At 66.9% G+C, this 20,169-nt stretch carries 20 protein-coding genes; 12 read left to right on the top strand and 8 right to left on the bottom strand.

Annotated features, from left to right (window positions below; translation table 11 throughout):
- Positions 1-4 precede the first annotated feature (4 nt).
- The 9 genes from ABH933_RS12445 to ABH933_RS12405 all read left to right on the top strand — a co-directional run bounded on the left by ABH933_RS12445 (position 5) and on the right by ABH933_RS12405 (position 9,473).
- On the top strand, positions 5-442 hold the full coding sequence (locus ABH933_RS12445) for a nuclear transport factor 2 family protein (protein WP_215921927.1): 438 nt from the start codon (positions 5-7) through the stop codon (positions 440-442).
- 95 nt (positions 443-537) lie between these two features.
- Positions 538-3,768 carry a BTAD domain-containing putative transcriptional regulator gene (locus ABH933_RS12440; RefSeq protein ID WP_429417455.1) on the top strand — a complete coding sequence of 1,077 codons (3,231 nt, stop codon included), beginning with the start codon at positions 538-540 and terminating at the stop codon, positions 3,766-3,768.
- A 130-nt stretch (positions 3,769-3,898) separates the two neighbouring features.
- On the top strand, positions 3,899-5,092 hold the full coding sequence (locus ABH933_RS12435; RefSeq protein WP_429417453.1) for an MFS transporter: 1,194 nt from the start codon (positions 3,899-3,901) through the stop codon (positions 5,090-5,092).
- A 76-nt stretch (positions 5,093-5,168) separates the two neighbouring features.
- Positions 5,169-5,438 carry a hypothetical protein gene (locus ABH933_RS12430; protein WP_429417450.1) on the top strand — a complete coding sequence of 90 codons (270 nt, stop codon included), beginning with the start codon at positions 5,169-5,171 and terminating at the stop codon, positions 5,436-5,438.
- 332 nt (positions 5,439-5,770) lie between these two features.
- The gene (locus tag ABH933_RS12425; RefSeq protein ID WP_429417443.1) at positions 5,771-6,700 is read left to right on the top strand and encodes an NAD(P)H-binding protein; all 930 of its coding nucleotides are present in this window, start codon (positions 5,771-5,773) and stop codon (positions 6,698-6,700) included.
- Positions 6,701-6,782: 82 nt separating this feature from the next.
- The gene (locus tag ABH933_RS12420) at positions 6,783-7,529 is read left to right on the top strand and encodes an SDR family NAD(P)-dependent oxidoreductase (protein WP_429417801.1); all 747 of its coding nucleotides are present in this window, start codon (positions 6,783-6,785) and stop codon (positions 7,527-7,529) included.
- 251 nt (positions 7,530-7,780) lie between these two features.
- Entirely contained in the window at positions 7,781-8,062 is a 282-nt protein-coding gene (locus ABH933_RS12415) for a hypothetical protein (protein ID WP_429417440.1), read from the top strand.
- Positions 8,055-8,849, top strand: coding sequence for a glycosyltransferase family 2 protein (locus ABH933_RS12410; RefSeq protein WP_429417799.1), 795 nt, complete (start codon positions 8,055-8,057; stop codon positions 8,847-8,849). Before ABH933_RS12415 ends, ABH933_RS12410 begins: the two co-directional genes overlap by 8 nt.
- Before the next feature lie 402 nt (positions 8,850-9,251).
- The gene (locus ABH933_RS12405) at positions 9,252-9,473 is read left to right on the top strand and encodes a hypothetical protein (protein ID WP_429455026.1); all 222 of its coding nucleotides are present in this window, start codon (positions 9,252-9,254) and stop codon (positions 9,471-9,473) included.
- A 491-nt stretch (positions 9,474-9,964) separates the two neighbouring features.
- Here the strand turns inward: ABH933_RS12405 and ABH933_RS12400 are convergent, their stop codons facing one another.
- Both ABH933_RS12400 and ABH933_RS12395 read right to left on the bottom strand, forming a co-directional pair.
- A complete protein-coding gene (locus ABH933_RS12400) occupies positions 9,965-10,381 on the bottom strand; it encodes a hypothetical protein (RefSeq protein WP_429417434.1) in 417 nt (138 codons plus the stop codon).
- Positions 10,382-10,778: 397 nt separating this feature from the next.
- Positions 10,779-11,675 (bottom strand): aminoglycoside phosphotransferase family protein, encoded by an 897-nt coding sequence (locus tag ABH933_RS12395; protein ID WP_429417431.1) that lies wholly within the window; start codon positions 11,673-11,675, stop codon positions 10,779-10,781.
- Positions 11,676-12,013: 338 nt separating this feature from the next.
- On the opposite strand from ABH933_RS12395, the gene ABH933_RS12390 reads away from it, so the two are divergent.
- Positions 12,014-12,412 (top strand): DUF4870 domain-containing protein, encoded by a 399-nt coding sequence (locus ABH933_RS12390; protein WP_429417428.1) that lies wholly within the window; start codon positions 12,014-12,016, stop codon positions 12,410-12,412.
- A 676-nt stretch (positions 12,413-13,088) separates the two neighbouring features.
- On the opposite strand, the gene ABH933_RS12385 is transcribed toward ABH933_RS12390, so the two are convergent.
- From ABH933_RS12385 to ABH933_RS12375, 3 genes are all read right to left on the bottom strand, one after another.
- Positions 13,089-13,742, bottom strand: a complete 654-nt coding sequence (locus ABH933_RS12385; protein WP_429417425.1) for a nitroreductase family protein — start codon at positions 13,740-13,742, stop codon at positions 13,089-13,091.
- 129 nt (positions 13,743-13,871) lie between these two features.
- Positions 13,872-14,297: an alternative ribosome rescue aminoacyl-tRNA hydrolase ArfB gene (gene arfB / locus ABH933_RS12380; RefSeq protein WP_215921946.1), complete on the bottom strand. Its 426-nt coding sequence runs from the start codon at positions 14,295-14,297 to the stop codon at positions 13,872-13,874.
- 73 nt (positions 14,298-14,370) lie between these two features.
- Entirely contained in the window at positions 14,371-15,360 is a 990-nt protein-coding gene (locus ABH933_RS12375) for a helix-turn-helix transcriptional regulator (RefSeq protein WP_429417421.1), read from the bottom strand.
- 113 nt (positions 15,361-15,473) lie between these two features.
- On the opposite strand from ABH933_RS12375, the gene ABH933_RS12370 reads away from it, so the two are divergent.
- Both ABH933_RS12370 and ABH933_RS12365 read left to right on the top strand, forming a co-directional pair.
- The gene (locus ABH933_RS12370; protein WP_429417418.1) at positions 15,474-15,941 is read left to right on the top strand and encodes a VOC family protein; all 468 of its coding nucleotides are present in this window, start codon (positions 15,474-15,476) and stop codon (positions 15,939-15,941) included.
- A 61-nt stretch (positions 15,942-16,002) separates the two neighbouring features.
- A complete protein-coding gene (locus ABH933_RS12365; protein ID WP_429417415.1) occupies positions 16,003-17,055 on the top strand; it encodes an aldo/keto reductase in 1,053 nt (350 codons plus the stop codon).
- 325 nt (positions 17,056-17,380) lie between these two features.
- Here ABH933_RS12365 and ABH933_RS12360 read toward each other — a convergent pair whose 3' ends face one another.
- From ABH933_RS12360 to ABH933_RS12350, 3 genes are all read right to left on the bottom strand, one after another.
- On the bottom strand, positions 17,381-18,202 hold the full coding sequence (locus tag ABH933_RS12360) for a GNAT family N-acetyltransferase (RefSeq protein WP_429417412.1): 822 nt from the start codon (positions 18,200-18,202) through the stop codon (positions 17,381-17,383).
- Positions 18,203-18,854: 652 nt separating this feature from the next.
- The gene (locus ABH933_RS12355; protein WP_429417409.1) at positions 18,855-19,652 is read right to left on the bottom strand and encodes a CPBP family intramembrane glutamic endopeptidase; all 798 of its coding nucleotides are present in this window, start codon (positions 19,650-19,652) and stop codon (positions 18,855-18,857) included.
- A 207-nt stretch (positions 19,653-19,859) separates the two neighbouring features.
- Positions 19,860-20,018, bottom strand: coding sequence for a hypothetical protein (locus ABH933_RS12350; RefSeq protein WP_429417406.1), 159 nt, complete (start codon positions 20,016-20,018; stop codon positions 19,860-19,862).
- Between the last annotated feature and the right edge of the window lie 151 nt (positions 20,019-20,169).

Below are 20,169 nucleotides of genomic sequence, written 5' to 3'. Positions count from 1 at the left end.
CCCGGTGTTGTGGAACGAGACCCGGCCGCCGGTCGGAGCGCACCGGCTCAGCGTTCGGCACGAGGCGAACCGGGCCGAGCTGACGGCGCTGATCGCCGATTACCTCGAATTGATGTGGAACCGGGGTCGCACCGATCTGGCCGCGCGCTTCGTGGCGTGCGGCCTCGTCGAGCACTGCCCGAGCCTGCCCGACGGCCGCCGTGCCCTGGTGGATCTGATTCACGGGGTGCGGCAACGATTTCCGGACGCCCGGTTCGAGCTGCGCCGCATCGCCGCCGACGGCGACCTGGTGTTCGCGCACTCGCTGTTCACCACGGGGCCCGGCGACCGCGGGGTCGCGGTCGCCGATGTCTTCCGCATCGACTACGGGCTGATCGTCGAACACTGGCAGGTGCGGGAGCGGGTGCCCGAGGTGACCGTCGGGACGCATCCGGTCATCTGAGTCGTCGCGAGACGCCCCCTGCTTGCCGGCACCGCGCGGCACGGTCGACACCGGACGGGCACGTCCGGTAATCATGATCGTGTCGAGGAGGATCCGTGCAGGTGCGAGTGTTGGGCCCGGTGTCGGTCGTCACCACGGCGGGGCAGGAGTTCGCGATCGAGGGACCTCGGTTGCGAACCCTGTTGGTGCTGCTGGCGATTCGGGCCGGTGAGGTGGTGGCGCCGCCCCGGCTGTTCGAGGGCATCTGGGACGGTCGGCCGCCGGCCAAGGCCGAGAATGCGCTGCACTCGCTGGTGAGCCGGCTGCGCGCGGTAGTCGGCCCGCAGCGGTTGCTGCGCCGGGAGCAGGGCTACCTGCTGGAGATCGAGCCCGACGCGGTGGACATCCGGCGCTTCGGCCGGCTTCTGGACGAGAGCCGGGAGTGGGAGCGGGCCGGGGATGCGGATCGAGCCGCACGCAGTCTCGATCGGGCGCTGGCGCTGTGGCGCGAGAACGCGTTTGCCGGTGTGACAGACTCGGCCGAAATGCGGACTCTGGCAACGAGATCGACCGAGCAACGACTGACCGCCGTCGAACGCAGGGCGGATCTGTATCTGACCCTCGGACGCGGGGGCGAGGTCCTCGCCGAACTGGCCGCCGAGTGTGCCGCGCACCCGTTCCGGGAATCACTGACCGCCCGGCGGATCGCCGTGCTGCGTGCCACCGGGCACCAGGCCGAGGCGCACCGGGTCTACCGGTGCGCGCAGGACCTGCTGCGGGCCGAGCTCGGCACCGCTCCCTCGCGGACGCTGTCCGAGGCGCTGACGACCACCGACGCCCCCGCACCGCCCCCGCAGGCCCGGGCACAGGCGCGGCCGCCGGACGATCACGCCCCCTGCGTGGTGGGCCGGCGGCCACCGCGACATCGGACCAGCTTCATCGATCGTGAGACGGACATGACGCGGGTGATGCAGCGGCTCGAAGGCTCGCCGTTGCTCACGCTGACCGGTGCCGGCGGCGTCGGCAAGACCCGGCTCGCGACCGAAATCGCCTGCCGGGCACCGTGGCCGGACGGATGCCTGTTCGTCGAGCTCGCAGGCGTGGCACCGGAACATGCCGGCGGTACCACACGGTCGGCGGCGGTCGCGGCGGCAGTGGTGTCGGCGCTCGGCGCGATCGAGCCGGGCGACGACGGTCACCGGGAGGCCGCCCTGGATCGAGTTGTCGCACAACGGCGCATGCTGCTGGTCCTCGACAATTGCGAGCATGTGATCACCGCGGTCGCCGAGCTGACCGCACGGCTACTGGAGCGGTTCCCGGACCTCACCGTGCTGGCCACCAGCCGCGAACCACTCGGTATCGAGGGCGAAACGTTGTACCCGGTCCGCAGTCTCGAGGTCCCCGACGAGGACGCCTCGCTCGCCCGCACCGCGTGCGCTCCGGCGGTGCGCCTGTTCCTGGATCGCGCTCGCGCGGTCCAGCCCGATTTCGTGCTGACCCAGGCCAATCGCGCCGATGTCACCCGCATCGTGCGACGACTCGACGGGCTGCCACTGGCGCTCGAACTCGCCGCGGCGCGCCTGCATACCCTGCCCGTCGGCCAGGTGGCGTCCCGGCTCGACGATCGATTCTGGATGTTGCACTCGGCCGGTCGCCAGGAGTCGCACCGGCATCGCAATTTGTCCGCAGCGGTGTCGTGGAGCTGGGATCTACTCGGGCGCGGGGAGGTCGAATTGGCGCGCAGGCTAGCCGTATTCGCCGGCGGCGCCACCCTCGACGCCGTGCTCGGGGTGTGCGGGGGTGGAATCGATACCACGGACACACTGGCGGCGCTGGTCGCCAAGTCCATGGTGGAGTTCGACGGCGTCCGATACCGGATGCCCGAGATGATCCGCGCCTATGCCGCAACGGAATTGACCGATGCGGGGGAGGCCGATGGGCTGGCCGCCGCGCACGCGGACCATTTCATCGAATTCGCCCGTGCCGCCGCGCATCGGTTGCTGAGCGCGCGGCATGACCAGGCGGTGCCGCAGCTGGCGGCCGAACACGCCAACTGCATGGCCGCACTGCGGTGGGCGGTCCATGCCGGGGACGGTGCCCGCGCCCTGCGGCTGTACGGCAACCTGGTCTGGCACTGGCTGCTGTGCGGGCTGCGCGCGGAAGCGTCGGCCTGGCAGCCTCGCGTTCGGGCGCTGCTGGAGGGCCGGATACCGCCGGGGACCACGGGCGAGTATCTGGCCCTGACCTACGCGCACGTTCTGCCCAGCTATCACGAGCTGCTGCGGCCCGGCCAGATCCCGGATCGCACAGGCGAATTCGATCGCCTGGTCGCCGCCGCCGTTGCGGAGGGTTCCCGGCCGCACCCGGTGTTCGTGCTGTTGTCGGCGCTGCGCGAATATCACCGCGGCAACGTCGAACCGCTGGCTGGGTGCGCCGAGGCCGGCGACGAGTGGCTGCGCGGCAACGCCCTGGTCCTCTCGGCGCTCGAGAAGATGCGCGGTGACGTCCGGTCCGGTCCGCACGTGGTCGCCGACCTCGAGGCGGCGGTGGCATGCCTGGACCAGCTCGGTGAGCCGCGCGGATTGAGCCGGGCGCTGTTGTTGCTGGCGTCGTTCCGGATCCCGGCGGAGGGCCTGGCGGCGGTCGAGCCGCTGATCACACGCGCGACCCGGCTGCTGAGCGCCGATCTCGGCGCCGAGGAGCTGGTGGGAGTGCTGTGGCGGGCCGCTCAGTTGCACCTGCACGACGGCGATATCGACGGCGGCGCCGCGTATCTGGCGCACGCACACACGCTGGTCGATGTCCGGGTTTCGGAGAACACGCTGCGGTGGCTGCGCGTTGCCGGGGCCGACTTGGTGCTGCGGCAAGGTGATCCGGACGCCGCGGTCGAGCTGTATCGCCGCTCCCTCGACGATGTCGACGACGAGCAGGCCACGCCGGTGGCCAACCTGGTCATCGAGGAGGTTCGTGGGCGCACGAACTACGCGATCGCGCTGCTCGACATCGACCGAATCGATGCCGCCATGCGCCAATTGCGACACGCTCACCGTCTCGCGCTCGATCACGCACCGCCATTGCTGCCGACGATCGCGGTCGGCCGCGCCCTGGTCCTGCTGGCCACCGGCGAGCCCGAGCGGGCCGCGGGACTGCTCGGCGCCTTCGGCCGCCCCGGCCTCGAAGCCACTCCCGCCCACCACAATCCGGATGTACATCGCGCACACACCGTCGCGCGCACCGTGCTCGGGCGCAGTCGCTACGAATCCGCTCTCGCGCAGGGGCGATCCGTGCCGGCCGACCGGCTGCACACGATGCTCGACGACCTCGCACATCCGGCTGGCAGTCGCTGACAGGGCCATCTCAGCGGGCACGGCGATCGTGGGTCACGTCCGTCTGAAAGGAAGCCATGAACGGCATCACCGACCCGAGCCGCCGCCGAGCCGACGCCGAAACCGCTGAGCGAGAAGAGGGTTCGACGCTATGACCACCGACTCAACGGCGCCGGAGGATATTCGGGACGATTCCGCGGCCTCGGTGCGGAACTGGTTGGCCGTCGCCGCGGTGGCGACCGCGACCTTCGCCATGGTCACCGTCGAGGCGATGCCCGTGGGGCTGCTCACCTCGATCGGCCACAGTTTTCACGTGTCGGCCGGCGCGGTCGCACTGACGGTCACCCTGCCCGGGGTGGTCGCCTCGCTCGCCGCGCCGATCCTGCCGGTGGCCATCGGGCGGCTCGACCGCCGGCTGGTCCTGCTGGGGTTGATCGCGCTGATGCTGGCCGCCACCGCGGTCTCGGCGGCGGCCTCCGGGTTCGCCATTCTGCTGGCCGCGCGGGCGGTCGTCGGCGTCGCCATCGGCGGCTTCTGGGCGCTGGCGGCGTCGTGCGCGATCAGATTGGTTCCGCCGCAACATATTCCACGGGCGACCTCGCTGGCCTTCGGCGGCGCCACCGTGGCGAACGTGCTGGGCGTCCCCGCCGCAACGCTGATCGGCAACCTGTCCAGCTGGCGGGTGGCGTTCCTGGCCGTCGCCGGATTCGGTGCGGTGGTGGCGATCGCCCTGGGTGTGCTGCTCCCACGCTTGCCCGCCCTCACCCCGGTCTCCCCGCGAGCGCTGTTGCGGCAGTTGCGCATTCCCGCCGTGCGGGCGGGCGTGATCGCGACATTCCTGCTGGTGGGCGGTCATTGGGCCGCGTACACCTTCGTCCGCCCCGCCCTGCAGGACCTTTCGGGCCTGAGCGCCTCGGCCATCGGCCCGGCGCAGCTGGGTTTCGGTGTCGCCGGCGTGCTCGGGACATTCGCCGGAGGCTCGGCGGCCGCGCGCGATCCGCGCCGCGCGCTGCTGGCGGCGGCCGCGCTGCTGGCGGCCGCGCTGGCGCTGTTCGCGACGGTCGGCACCACCGCGATCGGCGGCATCGCGGTGCTACTGGTCTGGGGTGCGGCCTTCGGTGTAATCCCGGTGGGCGTGCAGACCTGGATCCTGCAGGCCGCGCCTCACGATGCCGAGGCGGCCACCGCCCTGAACACCTCGGTCTACAACCTCGCCGTCGCGGTGGGAGCGCTACTCGGCGGCCTTGTCGTCGACGCCACATCGGTGCGCGGCGTGCTGCTCACCGGCGCGGGATTCGCCGTCGTCGCGATCGCGACCGTCGCGGCCACGGGCCGACGGCGATAAGGCACTCGAACCCGCCCGGCGCCGGAGACACCAGGCCGGGTGGTCATCGACTGTAAGCGCTCATGCCGATTAGCGTGTGCCGCTGCCGGTGGTATCCGTCCGAAAATCGGTCAATGCAAGTTGTCGGACATTCGCGGCTTCCCACGCGTTTCTCGACACACTGGCGACTTCACCGACGCCCAAAGCCATCGCCGCCGTCGCCCGCATCACCGGAGGCAACTTCCGCGTCCTGCAACGACTCTTCGCCCGGATCCAGCGCATCATGCGAATCAACGAACTCCACACCATCACCGCCGACGTCGTCGAAACCGCACGCAGCACCCTCGTCATTGGCACCACCACCTGAATGGCCTGTCGCGGGCGTGGTGGTGGGGTGTACCCCAACATGACGCGGCAGGGCTCGAATTCATCGACTTCCGACAGACGCATTACGCCATCCGTTTGCTGGTGGGATGCTGTAGAAGCGGCGAGGTAGTCGACCACTCGTGCCACGGCCGCGGGACCCGGTGTCGCCCTGGTCTCTAGGAAGGGCCTGGACCAGGCGTTGGAGGGCGCCGGCATCGCTCAGGTCACAAGCCGCCCTGGCACAACACTCCAGTCGCCTGCCCGGCGCTTTCCTTCAGCTGCGCACCATTCCCCGGTCGCGGGCAGACACGATTCGCAAGGAGGCCGACGAACATGACGAACAACGATGACCGTCTCTTCCTGATCACCGGGGCAACGGGGAACACGGGGAAAGTCACCGTGCGACTGCTCCTGGAACGAGGGCATCGGGTACGTGCGTTCGTTCACCGGGAGGACGACCGTTCACGGCAGCTCGCTGCCGCGGGAGCCGAAATCGTCGTGGGTGATCTGCTCGGCTTCCACGGCGTGAGCTCCGCCCTGCGGGGAGTGAGTGGGGCTTACTTCTGCTACCCGATCGCTCCGGGGCTGCTCGACGCCACGGTCACGTTCGCGCAGGCGGCCACCGAGGCCGGCGTCCGATCGGTCGTCAACATGTCGCAGATCTCCGCCCGCAGGGAAGCCGTCAGCAACCAAGCGCGCCAGCACTGGCTCGGTGAGCGCCTGCTCGACCGCACGACGCTGCTCACCGCGCACCTGCGGCCGACGTTCTTCGCCGAGTGGATCAGCTGGTGGTGGGGCCGCCGGGGAGACGAGGGTGTGCTCCGCCTGCCTTTTGGAAACGGTCGTCACGCTCCCGTCGCCGGGATTGATCAGGCATACGTGATCGCCGCCATCCTCGAGCAGCCGGAGCCGCACGATCGTCAGGCCTATCCTCTGCACGGCCCGGTCGAGATGGACCATTACGGGATCGCCGAGGCAGTTTCGCGAGCACTCGGGATCCCGGTCACGTACGAACCCATCAGCGTCGAGGAATTCGCGGACGGGTTGGCTTCCCTGGGGGTGTCGCCCCACCTGATCCAGCATCTGAGCAATGTCGCCATCGACTACCAGAACGGCATCTTCCAGGGCACGAACAACCTCATCGAGGTCATCGGCAATCGTTCCCCACTGACCGTAGAGCAGTTCGTCATCGACAGGAGGAACGACTTCGATCGCAACGGTTCGAACTTCGTGCCTCCGAAGTCGGCATCGGAAAGTTCATGATGCCGTATCACAACATCGTGATCCACGAGACGACAACTCCTCCCGAATCAGTCTCCCCATGACGCAGAACGGAGACATCATCATGGCCCAGCTCGCCAACAAAACCGCACTCATCACCGGGGGGACTTCTGGTATCGGACTCGCTACCGCGCAGCGGATGGCAGCCGAGGGCGCACACGTCTTCATCGCGGGCCGCAACCAGCAGACAGTTGATGAGGCCGCCGCGTCGATAGGGGCCGCGGCCACAGGCATTCGTAGCGACGTCACCAACCCGACCGATCTGGACAACATCGTCGACGTAGTCACGGCCTATGGACACGGGCTGGACATCGTGTTCGCCAACGCTGGCGGCGGCGAAGTCGCCACGCTGCCCGACACTACGACTGAGCACCTCCTCGCCACGTTCGACCGCAACGTCGGCGGCACAGTGTTCACCGTGCAGAAGGTCTTGCCGATCCTCAACCCGGGTGCCTCGATCATCCTGTCGGGATCCACCAACGCCTACAGCGGCATGCCTGCGTTCGGCGCCTATTCCGCATCGAAGGCGGCGATCCGCTCGTTCGGCCGGACCTGGGCGGCCGAACTCGCCGACAAACAGATCAGGGTGAACACAGTCGCGCCCGGGCCGGTGGAAACACCCGGACTCAAGGGTGCAGCACCGGCCGGCCACGAACAAGAGTTTCTCGCTGGCCTGGCCGCACCGATGCCGATGCGGCGAGTCGGACGACCCGAAGAAATTGCCGCGGCGGTGCTGTTCCTCGCGTCGGACGAAAGCAGTTTCATGACGGGAGCAGAACTCTTCGTCGACGGAGGTCTAAAGCAGGTCTGACCGTCTCATGCCGTTTCCACCGGGGGCCCGTTGGCGCAAATGAGCAGCTCGCGACAGCGAGAGGATGTCGCAATTGCCACCGAATCACATTCGTCTACCGATGAGCACGCGTTCGGCGAGACGTCCGGCGACGTCTGTAACCATGACGCGCCGGTTATCCAGTAGTTATCGGCGAATGACCGTTTTATGCGGTTCAATCGGCAGTGGCCTCGGGAAGTAGTGACGAAGCTTATTCCTGCGTAAGGAGTTTCATGGAAGCCGAGCATCTGCGGAATGTGCCCGACAATCTGCCGGTGGATCGCATCGCCAACGATTTCACCCGGCGCTATCCGGAGTTCGCAGTGCGGACGGGGCCCAGGCCGTGGCAGCGCATCGGTGTCGGGGTGGCGGCGGGCGCCGTCGTGGTCGCGGCGGTGATGGCGCCGGTGGTCCTGCTGGCGGTGTTGTCGTTTGTGCTGCTGGGCAGTTCCATCCTGCAGGTGGTGATCGCCGCCGCAAGCTTGGGCTCGCGGCGCAACCACCCGAATTCGTGAGAGTCGTCGAGTTGCCCGCTGGGGCTCCCCAGACCAAGCCTCGCTCCTGCAACTACGGCCTGCTGATCGCCACAGGGAGCTGCTGACCATCTTCGATGCCGAGGACCGGCCAGATCAGGACCAATTACGCCGCGCAGCGGCATATTTCGCCGCTGGCGGGGATCGATTGGTGGGTCTGCAGGCGAAACTGGTACCCGGCAACGGCAACCGCAATGCGTTGACCAAACAGTTCGCCATGGAATACGCGTTGCGGTACGGAATGCTCGTGCCCGGGTTGTCACGCATCGGGCTCCCCATACCGCTGGGCGGTTCGAGCAACCATTTCCGTACCGGCCCGTTACGCAAGCTGGGCGGCTGGGACGCCTGGAACGTGACCGAGGATGCAGACCTCGGCATGCGTTGCGCCGCGCGCGGCTATCGCGTGGAGGTCTTGGACTCGGTGACCTACACCGAGGCTCCCCCACGCCTGGGAGTATTCGTGCGCCAGCGCACACGCTGGCACAAAGGATTTCTGATGACCGCGATGGTGCACACCAGACGGCCGCGACAGACGTTGCGCCGCTTCGGAATCGCCGGTCTGAGTTCGGTGGTGGGCATCATCGCTGCCACCCCCGTGGCTGGCCTGACCACCCCGATCGTACTGATGCTGCTCTGGACGGTCACAGCAGACGCCGGGTGGTCACCGGCGGGCACCAACCTGACCGAACTATCCACCACGATATGCGCGGCCAACGCCATAGTGGCAGTCGGGTGTCGGTGGCATCCTGGCGCGCAGCCGGGCAACTGATCCACTCCCCTTACACCTGGGAGAAAACACCCCACGGCACACACGCGTGACCTGGCTCCCTCCCACCCCATCGACCGGTCCAGCACACGCCTCAACCACCGGAGTGCCCTCTCCTGCCACGCTCCCGGCGCTCGGACGCGCCACAGTCGTTGGCCTACAGGCGATTCCGACGACCACCCGGTATTGCCGAGTTGGGGACGATCGGAAGCACGGCGTACGACGAGCGCGACTGCTCGTACGGCGACCGCAATCCCTTGCGGAACCATCGCATTCGCCGCCAGCCCCAGGTTTTGGGGTCACAGGTTCGGCTAACGGCTCCATCGGGTCATCCGACGAACAGTCCGGGGAAGGTCATCGCCCGATATCGCCGACCCCCGACACCTGACAGGAGCTCGATCAATCGTGCCTCGAATATCGAAGTCGCACACCATGAAACGCGCCGTGGCGGCGGCCGCCGCCATGGGCGTAGTCGCGACCGTCACCGCTTTGTCGGCCCCGTCGGCATCCGCGACCGTCACCAGCATCGCGATCGCCCCCGCCTTCACCCTCGGCATCCACCGTTACGGGACAACCTGCTCGTACACCGTGACGGTATCGGTCGACGACAACAGCCGGACTGTCTAGACTCCGTCCTCCACGAAGGTCACCTACATCTACGCCATCCAGCCGAATGCCACCGCCCAGATCAGGCAACCCGTGGACGTCGGGACCGGCATCAATCTCGGATCGGCCTGCGTTGCAATCTGATTTACCCAAATCCGATCCCCAACAGCAGTCATCGATCGCGCCTCGAGGAGTTCGAATGTTCGCAAGGCGTGGAGTCTTCGTCGGCGTCCTGATCGCCAGCCCCTCCGCCTAGCGCTCACCTGAACATCCGTGCACGCCGACGACCCGCGTCACCTCCCGAAGGTGTCGTGGGTCGTCGGCATTCGACAAGGGCCCGAGAACTGGTGGATGCGGTGACGAATTCGCCGACCAGGGCAACGAGTTCCCCGTGCTGAGGTGGTCGACACGGCCACCGAACCTGCGATGGCCGAAACATCCTCAATTGCCGCTGACCGCGCTGACCGAACCGGCCAGCGTGAGCTGCGGGCGCGGCGGGGCTGCTGGCTGTTTCAGGGCAGCAGGTCGAGGGTGTCGAAGCGGTGCATGGCCCAGATGCGGCGTGAGGGCTGATGTGGGTATGGGCGTTCGGTGGTCGTGGTGTCGTAGACGCGGGTGATGCGGGTGCGTGGATTGTACGGTGCCCAGCCAGGGTCGCCGTCGGCCGCGAAGGTTGTCCAGTCGGTGCGCATCTGATCACCGACCCGGGTGAGTTCGTCTGCGGCGCAGGGGTGGGCGTAAGGGTGCGCGGCGGCTTCGGTGGGACTGAGGGTGCCGAAGACGAGCAGGAAGTCCAGGCAGTGGGAAGCGCCTTGACGGGAGTTGAAACTCCACGCCAGTTCGTAGACCCACGCACGTCCACCGCCGGCATACACGGCATCGGCCAGGTGCAGGCTCGGCATCCGGAAAAGCCAATCGCTGGTGAGCATTTCGAACAATTGGGTGGGATTCGCTGCGGGGTGGGCGGCGCGGTAACGCTGTTCGCCGTTGGGCGGTCCGAGATGTTCGACGGCATATGATCGATCCGAACCGACCAGGCATGCAGGGCGTCCGTCACCGCGAGGTTCGGCCGATCCAAACTGGCCATCTGCCGGTCGAGACCTGTTGCCGCGCAACCCTTCCCAACTCTGCCGAATAACGCAGGATTGAAATATTGCCCGTCCGTCGCTCATCCGCGAACCCAACCCTGACGACAGCGCAGATATTTGGCTTGCCTGCGCGATCACCCTCAACCTTCCGGGCATCGAGCGCGTCGAAATCCACTGCGACGTCACCAACAATGCTGCGTCCACAAGGTATCCCCTCGTGCCGGTGAGCGCGTGTGCATCAGACACTGTTCAGAACACGATCAAGTGCCGCGCGACCTACTGGTCCCCAGTGCGGCTTGCCGCCGGGACGGCCTCGATTTCCGTTGTGTCCCATGAGTATCAGGAACAGGCTCTTCAGAGCGGCGAGCCCGCGGGCGCGGCGGATCGCTGCCTCGTCTGCGTGCGCGTACGTGTCGAAGAACCGTGCGGCCGTGCCCGCGGGTAGCAGCACCCATGCGGCGGCGAGGTCCCACGCGGGATCGCCGGCGAACATGTCACCGAAGTCGATGATGCCCGAGAGTGTTCCGTCCGAGACCACGACGTTCGCGGGGTGGAGGTCGCCGTGCACCCACACCGGCGGGCCCTCCCACGCGGGAGCCGTGACGGCGTCGTTCCAGACGGCCCGGACTTCGGCAGTGATGTCGTCGGGGGCAACGGCCTGCAAGAAGTTCTCGAAACCGTCTGTGCAGTTCCTGGGATGGGCTCCGCGGTCCGTGGCGAGCGGCGCCTCGGCGGGTGCCTGCACATGCAGCGCCCGCAGGAAGCTTGCGAGTGTGTCGGCCGCGTGGGTGCCGCGGCTGATCGTGCCGTGGTCCAGCGGTTCGCCGGGGACCCAGGTCATCACGGTCCAGTGCTTGGGGAAGCGTTCAGACGGTTCGCCGAACCGCACCGGGGTCGGTACTGGGAGTGGCAGGCGCGGCGCCAGCACGGGTAGCCATCGCCGCTCCTTCAGTTGGAGTTCCGGGGTGGGGTCCATGCGCGGCATGCGCACGGCCAACTCGTCTCCGAGGCGCCACATGTGGTTGCCCCAGCCGCCCACCACCTCACGAATGGTCAGCCCCGCAAGGTCTGGATGTTGCTCTCGCAGCAGGGCGCGGACCAGGTCCGCGGTGATCTCGATCTCGGTGTCGACCATACGACGTCACAGTACCGAGGCGGCCGGCCCGACATTGCCGCGGAACGGTACCGCAACGGCACACCCCATACGGAACGTCCCATGCCGCTGGTCGCGCGGTTCGGGCGGACGGCAGCCGATTGCCGGAAGATCCACTGGCGGTGATCGTCTCGGCCGGGCAACCGCACGCACATGCCGATTACATGACGTAGGCGCAACTCGCAGCGCTGTAACGTGCGATCGCAGGTGAGCTTGCCGGCCGCTGGCGCGGTCCGTGCTCCTCGCTCGGAGTCCGCGACCTGTGGGCTCGTGCTGAAAGTTGGGATCGGTAGGAGACGTGCGCGGTGTCTGCTTACCCCATGACATCTTCTCAACCTCCCGCGAACCAGCCGCAGTCCGCCGGATTGGACAAAAAGACCAGCGCGATCCTGTCGTACGCGCTGGGGTGGCTCACCGGAATCATCTTCCTCTTCGTCGGAAAGAACGATCCCGATGTGAAATTCCATGCCTCGCAATCGATCGTCTTCTTCGGAGTGGTCTCGGTGGTCAATATCGTTCTGAGCGTTGTCGGCTCGCTCCTCGGGGTCCTGGGGATCCTCTTCAGCCTCGCCGGACTCGCAGTCGCGGTCTTCGCGGTCGTCGTCTGGATCATGGCCATGGTCCAGGCGAACAACACCGGCGGTGTCCGCGCGGGGCTTCCCATTGTCGGAAAATTCACTGCCCCTTATGCCGATCGGTTGGCCAACTCGCTCGAGTAGCGGCGTATTCGAAGTCCCGGCTGAGTCCGAAGATCAACGGCCCGAGGTCATCTCGGGCCGTTGGCGTCCGCGCGGAACGTCCGGAACTGCCGAGTTCAGTGCGATGCCTCGGCCGGTGTGTTCGGTGAGCCGGGTCCTCCGGTCGTGAGGACGAACGTGCCGCCCTAGGGCACGTCGAAGGCAAGATCGTACTCACGGTCGACTAAGACGGAGCCGGTGCTACAAAGTTCGGAGCGCCGACCAGCGGATTCTCGAACATATGTTCGAGAATAAGGTAGGCTGGCCCGGGTGAACACACATTCGACTGCACTGGCCTCGGATGCTCCGGCGCGGAGATGGCCGGAACTGGCCGATGTCGACTTGCTGCGTACCCGCCGGCACCGGCTACCGTGACACAGCGGAGCTATTGAGTGATCTGCTGCGGATCAGTGCCTCCGATGCGCGTCGGCGAATCGAATACGCCGCCCCGCAGGCCCGCTCACGTTCCAGGAAGGCGTGGAGAGCGGTGGCGGCGGCAGGTTGAGGCCGGTATCCCCTCATAGCCGATTATCGAATGTTCAGTCGACCGCTACGATGCCCCCTTGGGCGACGTGATCGCCTGCGGTGGTGAGGATCTCAGCAACCTCGAGTCTGTCCCGGTCGGATGGATCCGGCCGGGACAGCACTCGTCTGCGGCCTACCAGGCATTCCAGTGGGTGAGTTGGTCGGCAGGCAGGCGTTTCGCCTGCCGGAAGTCGGTGCCCTTCGTGTAGCCGATAGGGAACAGCCCGCCCTGGCTGTACCGGTCGAACGGGATACCGAGAAGGTCGGCGGCCTGTTTTTCGCCGTCACCGACGAGATGCAGTGTCGTCCATGCCGAACCCAGTCCGCGCGAGCGCAACGCCAGCATGAAACTCCACACCGCGGGCAACAGCGAACCCCAGAAACCCGCGCTGGATACCCCCGGCGTGTTGTCCACTCGACCCTCGAGGCACGGGATCAGCATGACCGGCACCTCGTGGAGATGATCGTTGAGGTATCTGGCCGAGTCGAACACGTGGGGCCTGCGCAGATCGCGTTCGTCGCCGAACGCGGGTTTCGGCGCGTCGAGGTACGGGGTCGCGCGGGTCCGGTAGATGTCGGCCAGCGCCCTCTTCCGCTCGGCGTCCTCGACGAACACCCACTGCCAACCCTGTGAATTCGAACCCGTCGGCGCCTGCAGCGCCAATTCGAGGCACTCCAGCAACACCTCACGCGGCACCGGACGCTCGAGGTCCAGCCGCTTCCGCACCGAACGCGTGGTAGACAGGACCTCGTCGGCGGACAGGTTCAGCGCATTCCCGACTGTCATTCCATATCCTCTCTCGTGGCCTGCTGCCATCGCTGTCCGCGTGACAGTGAACTACTGCAATATATTTCGGCAATCGGATGAACATTCGGCGTGGGACGCACCGTCGGAACCTGTGGCGCTGTCCGTCGGCTAGTCGTCGGGGGAGACGCGGCGGTTGCGTTTGGTGACGCCGCGCCGCTTCTTCGCGGCGATGCGACGTTCCTTTGCTCCGCGCGAGGGCTTGGTGGCGCGGCGAACGGGTGGCGGGGCGGCGGCGTCAGACAGTAACGCGGCCAGGCGTTCGCGGGCGTTCGCACGGTTCTGCAACTGTGCACGTTGCTCCGATGCAGCGATCGTGAGCACCCCGTTGACCAGGCGGGTGGCCAGGCGGTCGAGCATCCGGGTACGCAGCCACTCCGGCACGGAGGGCGAGTTGGCGAGGTCGAACGACAGCTCTACCCGGCTGTCGGTGGTGTTGACGTGCTGCCCTCCAGGACCGGACGACCGTGAGAACCGCTCGCGTAACTCGGATGCAGGTATCACCAGCACCCCAGTCACGGTCAGGTCCTCTGCCATGATTCGACGCCGCTCTTTCCGATCCGCGAGTTGATGCTATTCCATCGGTCCGCCGACATGTAGCCAGCCGCCCCTACCCGGTTCCCGCGGCGCGTCTGGCGCGACGGGAAAGCTCCGCGAACGCTGCTCGCAGCTCGGGCGGTCCGACCACTTCGATCTCGGTGTCGAAGCGGGCCAACGCCGCCGCGAGGGCGGCCCAGGACCAGGACCCCATCGTCAGCCTGGTCCGGGCGGTGCCGAGTTCCTCTACGACGCCCTCGCCGGCGAACGGGGTCACCTCGGCTGCGGGCAGGTCGAGGATCACTTCGCCGCGGCAGGGCCAGGCGTCTGTGCGTTGGGAACCTTTGAACCGTGCCGATAGGAACGTGGCGACGTCGCCGCCCGGCACTTCCTGGGGCGTAAACCGCGGGCCGTTCGGTACCCGCAATGTCATCCGGTCGGCGCGGAAGGTCCGCCAGTCGCCGCGGTCGGGGTCCCAGCCGACGACGTACCAGCGTCCGGCCCGCACCACCAGGTGATGGGGCTGCACCCGGCGGGGCGCGCGCGGCTCGGCGGGCTCGAGTCGTCCAGGTGAGCGGTAGTCGAACCGCAGTTCCTCGCCCGCTCGGACCGCGGCGCTCAGGTCGAGCAGGATGACCGTGTCGACCTGCGGATCGGTACCGTGTCCGGCCCAGCTGATTTCGAGGGCGTCGACACGCTGCCGCAACCGCGACGGCAGCACCTGCCGCACGGTGGCCAGGGCACGCACGGCCGCCTCTTCGATGCCCGCGCCCGTCCCGACGGCGATCCACAGCGCCACGGCCAGCGCGACCGCCTGCTCTTCGTCGAACAGCAGTGGCGGCATGTGACTGCCCGCTTCGAGCCGGTAGCCGCCGTCGGGGCCCTTGACCGCTTGGACGGGGTAACCCAGCTCGCGCAGCCGGTCGACGTCGCGGCGCACGGTCCGCTCGCTGACGCCGAGCCGCTCGGCGAGCAGGCCGCTCGGCCAGTCCCGTCGGGCCTGCAGCAGCGACAGCAGCGACAGCAGCCGGCTGGAGGTTGTCGTCGAGGAGGCGATCGGCATAGTTTCCACCCTGCCACGAGTAGCGGACGTTCTCTGACCGGTACTGCCTGCATTGTCGTTCCTGCCGCCGGAACCTCCGGCATTGGGAACTACTCGCGAAGGACCGGAACACCATGTCGCTCAACGCTGTCGCCCACCTGAACTTTCACGGCCAGGCCCGTGAAGCCCTGGAGTTCTACCAGTCGGTGTTCGGCGGGCAGCTCACCGTCGCCACCTATGCCGACTTCGGAATGCCCGCCGAGCTTCCCGGCGCCGCCCACGTCGTGTTCGGCCAAGTCGTGGCCGACAACGGTTTCCAGGTCATGGCCTACGACGTGCCCGGCGAGCACATGCCTACCGCTCCGGACGCACCCACCACTCGTCGTGAGAACGGCACCACGATCACCGAGGAGCCGTTCTTCATCTCCGTACGTGGCGAGAGCATCGACGAGGTCACCCCGGTGTGGGAGGGTCTCGCCAAGGGCGCGACCGTGATCGAAGAGTTCGGTCCTGCGCAGTGGGCGCCCGCCTTCGGGATGCTCGCCGACCGCTTCGGCGTCACCTGGATCGTCGACGTCGCGGCCGAATACACCCAGGCCTGACCATCTCCACAAGGAGTGCGGCCGGTCGCGGCCGCACTCCTTTACCGTCGCAGGAGAATCCATGCAAACTCGCCCGCTCGGCCGAACCGGCATTCAGGTCAGCGCTTATGCCCTGGGCACGATGATGTTCGGACCATACGGCAACCCCGATGCCGACGACTGCGTGCGCATCGTCCATCGCGCCCTCGACGGCGGCATCAACTTCATCGACACCGCCGACGTCTACGGCGGCGACGGTACCTCCGAGACGATCCTCGGCAAGGCTCTGCGCGGCCACCGCGACGACGTCGTGCTAGCCACGAAGTTCAACGGCCCCATGGGTTCCGACCTCAACCGGCGCGGCAACTCCCGCCGGTGGATCGTTTCCGCCGCCGAAGGGTCGCTACGCCGCCTGGGTGTCGACCACATCGACCTCTACCAGGCCCACCACCCGGAACCTGGCACCGACATCGAGGAAACCCTCAGCGCGCTGACCGACCTGCTGCGCGCAGGCAAGATACGTGCAATCGGCCACTCGAACCTGCCCGCGTCGGAGATCGTGGAAGCCCAGTGGGTGGCCGAACGGCGCGGGATGGCACGCTTCCGCTCCGAGCAACCGCACTACTCGATTCTCAACCGCGGGATCGAACGCGAGATCCTGCCGGTCTGCAGGCGTTACGGGCTGGGTGTCCTGGTGTGGAGCCCGCTGGCGATGGGCCTGCTTGCCGGTCGCCTGCGTAAGGGCAGCGCGGAAACGGCGTCGGCCGGGCGCCTGCACTGGGCGCGGCAGCACCTGACCGACGAACGCAAGCTCGACGCCGTCGAAGCACTTGCCCGGATCGCCGAGCAGGCCGGGCTGTCTCTGCCCCACCTCGCACTGGCGTTCGTGACCGCCCACCCGGCCGTCACCTCGGCGATCATCGGTCCGCGCACGCCCGAGCAGCTCGACGGCCTCCTTGCCGGGGCCGGCACGCTCTTGGACGACGACCTGCTCGACCAGATCGACGAGATCGTGCCGCCTGGAACCGACGTCGGACCGGTCGACGTTGCCTATGTCCCACCGGCGCTCGCACAGCCGGAACTCCGCCGGCGCACTACCGAAACCCGGGCAGTGCGCCGACAGTCGCCACAATGACGACGGGTTCGGCATTCGCGATGCCCGCCCTGAACCCGACACCACGATCGGTCGGCGCCCACGGCGCCCGTGGCTACGCCTGTCTGACGTCATCGGCGAGCGCGTCCAGCGACCTGGGCGTGTCTGTCGAACGCACGCTCTTGCCGATGAGAGAGCGGTTTCGATGCCCGATCCGGTACCACGATGGTTGGACTCGACATTTCCGTAGATTCTTGTCAATTCCTTTGCCGAGGTTGGGTACCCCTCAGCGAGCTGTGACTAGTCCGCGATCGGAGCCCGGTTAATGAATGTGTATCTCGCAGTCGGCCCAACAGGGACTGCCCCATTAGGTTGCGCCGAACCGCATTTGGATCTGTTCTTCAACGACCTCGTAGCCCAACCGCTGGTAGATGCCGTTGCTCGTGGGATTCGATTTGTCGGTGAACAGCAGAACCTCATGGTTTCCTGTCTCCAATGCGACTCGCGACACATGGTGCGTCACCGCTGCCGCGTAGCCGTGTCCGCGATGTTCCGGTGGGGTGGCTACCAAGCCGACCCGCACGATCCCGGCAACGCTGCGCGAGAGCGAGGCGACCGACACCGGCTGTCCGTCGACCTCCCACAACCAGATGCCGTTGTAGGACAACCTCTCACCGACCTGATCGAATGACACTGAGGTGTCCTTCTCTGCGAACACCTTGGTCAAATCCTCCAGCACCGCCCGGTCGGATTGCTGAGCAAGCCGGGCCCGCCCGGCCGTTGGGCGGGGCGCCACCAGCCCACCCAGTCGGTAGAGAAGCTGGTGGCCAACGACCTCGGATCTACGTTGCGTAGCCTCGGCGAATGCGCGCACGATACCGACTGGGCCGACAACACGGTCGACTTCCCAACCGGCGTTGTTCAGCACCGCGATCAACTCGGCCGTATCGGCGGCGGCAAGTCCGAACAGGCCCAGTGGGAATGGCCGGGTATGCACTAGCGCTCCGCCAACCCGACCGTCGCGCGTCAACCAGCCGAACAGCGGCGGGGTCGGATACCTTGGCGCATTGCCAGCGGCAACGGTAGCGCTCACGGTCAACGCGACATTGTGTTCGGCAGGTCGAGACCGCAGAAACTCTCCAGCCGCCCCCAGATACTGCTCAACATCTTCGGTGAAGTTCCAGCCCATGCCGCCCATCCTGCCGAAACGATGTTCGACGCGCATCCCAATTGATTGCGAGTTTCCAACGGCAGCAATCGGTTACAGTGTCGATGGACAGTTCAACACGGTCCAGCTGCAGCACCCTCGTCCTCGGCGCCGCCTGACAACGCCAATCCTCCGCAGCCATCGCTGCGAGTCACCCCCCGCTCTGGTCTGCCCACGCTCGTGCCTGCGGGCGGTTTGCGACAGCGGCTGGAGAACGCCCTGCAGTGCCGCGGACCGCGCCGACCGAGCCGGCCACAGACGCGTCGGCGAATGCATGACTTGGTGTTGAGGGCGGCAGACCCCATGATGATGATCGTGACCGGAGACCCCCTTACCGTGCCGTTCTCTGAGCTGCGCAACGCATTCGAGTTGGTGCTGGCTCACGTCGAGGCCATGGCGACCGCACAGTCCATTACCCTCGATCAGGACGTCTTCTGGTCTCGGCTATCACCTCGTGTGGCTTGCCGATGTCTTGAGGGCCATCGGCCAGACCGTTCGCTGAACATCCTGTACTGCCGCATACAGGGCGGTTTGGGACACGAAATACACTGCGGTGCAGCATCGATCGCAGATCGAGGCACGAACATGGGTATGGCCGCCCGTCCAGGTCGTCGACCGGGACCAGCCAGGCGGCTTAGCCGCCCCTCGATTTTCGACCGGTTCCACGCAGTCCACGCCGATGACCGGCGCCACTGTGGGCTGCGACCGCGGGCCAGACCGAGTGCGTGCGGATCCGGATCACAGCGATAATTGCGCCCGCGGCGACAGCTACCGCGACGGCAGTGGGGATCGCGACGTAGAGCGGGTGGCCGGGATAGCTTCCGCCCAGCGCGGTCATCGGCAAATGCCACAGACCCCAGAGCGCGCCGCCCACGCAGATGCCCGTGACAGTGCCGAAGCGAAGTGTCAACCGCGGCATCATGTATCCCTGCCAGCCGATCTCTTCGCCGAGATAGAGGGGCAGCGAGACAATCGCCGACAACGGCAGAGCCAGCAGCGACCACGCCGACTGCGGCCATGCCGGCCGATACACGCCGGACAGCGCCGCGGGTATCAATCCCACCAGGGTGATTGCGACGAAAACTGTACTCGCCCACAGGCATTGGGCTACTACACGCCGCCGCGGGCGGGGCAGTCCCAGCGATAGAATTCGCGGCACGTCACGCCACGGATGGCGCCATCGGGTCAGCGGGATCGCGACCGCGGCGGGAACGACCATCATGGTGAACAGGCAGGCCGCCACCAACGGTCCCGCGTGCTGCGACGGCGCTTCGCGCCGAAATCCCGTCAGCCACAACGGTGTTGCCACCAGCCAAGCACCGATGTAGGCCGCCGGCACGAAGTACCACAACTCCTTGACCGCTCGGCTGCGCGGATCGTCCCGCTGGTATCCGGGGGGTGTTCGCAATTCGTTCCTGTTCGTCTGCGTCACACTCGGAAACGGTAGGCAGGTCGACGAGCTGGTGCGGTGACACAATCACCCCGCTCGAAGGTGGAGTCAGCTACACCGGCCCGGCCTCGACACGGAACCGGCAGTGGTCATGAAGAAAGGGGCACCCTGTGCGGGTGCCCCTTGGGAAATCGTCTCGGCGCGAAGCGCTTCGCGTCCGGTTGCCCGTGTTCGTACGTCGCGGCCGTGTTATCCGGTCGACCCGGAAGAAGGCCGCCGGGAATTGTTGTCAACCTCCGCGCCCAGGTATTTGATGCCGACCACGTAGGTCTGCTCCCAATCGCCGAAGTCGTTCATCATCGTCATGTCGGATTGCCCGTTGGGTCCGATAGTGGTCTGAGGTCTCATTGTGCCGAGTCTCGAGGTGCTCGGGCATTCGGCCTTCACGCGTGCGGTCGAGCCGCACTATCTTTGTCGGCCCTGACCTGTCGACCCCTGATTTCGTTGCTGCTCATCACGATCGGCAACGTTAGGTACGGCACCGGGCCGATACCCGGTA

It is taken from the genome of Nocardia sp. GP40 (assembly GCF_050434125.1).
Classification (GTDB): domain Bacteria; phylum Actinomycetota; class Actinomycetes; order Mycobacteriales; family Mycobacteriaceae; genus Nocardia; species Nocardia albiluteola.
This window is presented reverse-complemented; position numbering and strand designations above follow the sequence as displayed.

Excerpts from the sequence above, each read along its gene's own strand:
- ABH933_RS12435 (WP_429417453.1), top strand. The coding sequence starts at position 3,899 with ATGACCACCGACTCAACGGCGCCGGAGGATATTCGGGACGATTCCGCG.
- ABH933_RS12425 (WP_429417443.1), top strand. The coding sequence starts at position 5,771 with ATGACGAACAACGATGACCGTCTCTTCCTGATCACCGGGGCAACGGGG.
- ABH933_RS12420 (WP_429417801.1), top strand. The coding sequence starts at position 6,783 with ATGGCCCAGCTCGCCAACAAAACCGCACTCATCACCGGGGGGACTTCT.
- ABH933_RS12415 (WP_429417440.1), top strand. The coding sequence starts at position 7,781 with ATGGAAGCCGAGCATCTGCGGAATGTGCCCGACAATCTGCCGGTGGAT.
- ABH933_RS12400 (WP_429417434.1), bottom strand. The coding sequence starts at position 10,381 with ATGCTCACCAGCGATTGGCTTTTCCGGATGCCGAGCCTGCACCTGGCC.
- ABH933_RS12395 (WP_429417431.1), bottom strand. The coding sequence starts at position 11,675 with ATGGTCGACACCGAGATCGAGATCACCGCGGACCTGGTCCGCGCCCTG.
- ABH933_RS12390 (WP_429417428.1), top strand. The coding sequence starts at position 12,014 with ATGACATCTTCTCAACCTCCCGCGAACCAGCCGCAGTCCGCCGGATTG.
- ABH933_RS12385 (WP_429417425.1), bottom strand. The coding sequence starts at position 13,742 with ATGACAGTCGGGAATGCGCTGAACCTGTCCGCCGACGAGGTCCTGTCT.
- arfB (WP_215921946.1), bottom strand. The coding sequence starts at position 14,297 with ATGGCAGAGGACCTGACCGTGACTGGGGTGCTGGTGATACCTGCATCC.
- ABH933_RS12375 (WP_429417421.1), bottom strand. The coding sequence starts at position 15,360 with ATGCCGATCGCCTCCTCGACGACAACCTCCAGCCGGCTGCTGTCGCTG.
- ABH933_RS12370 (WP_429417418.1), top strand. The coding sequence starts at position 15,474 with ATGTCGCTCAACGCTGTCGCCCACCTGAACTTTCACGGCCAGGCCCGT.
- ABH933_RS12365 (WP_429417415.1), top strand. The coding sequence starts at position 16,003 with ATGCAAACTCGCCCGCTCGGCCGAACCGGCATTCAGGTCAGCGCTTAT.
- ABH933_RS12360 (WP_429417412.1), bottom strand. The coding sequence starts at position 18,202 with ATGGGCTGGAACTTCACCGAAGATGTTGAGCAGTATCTGGGGGCGGCT.
- ABH933_RS12350 (WP_429417406.1), bottom strand. The coding sequence starts at position 20,018 with ATGAGACCTCAGACCACTATCGGACCCAACGGGCAATCCGACATGACG.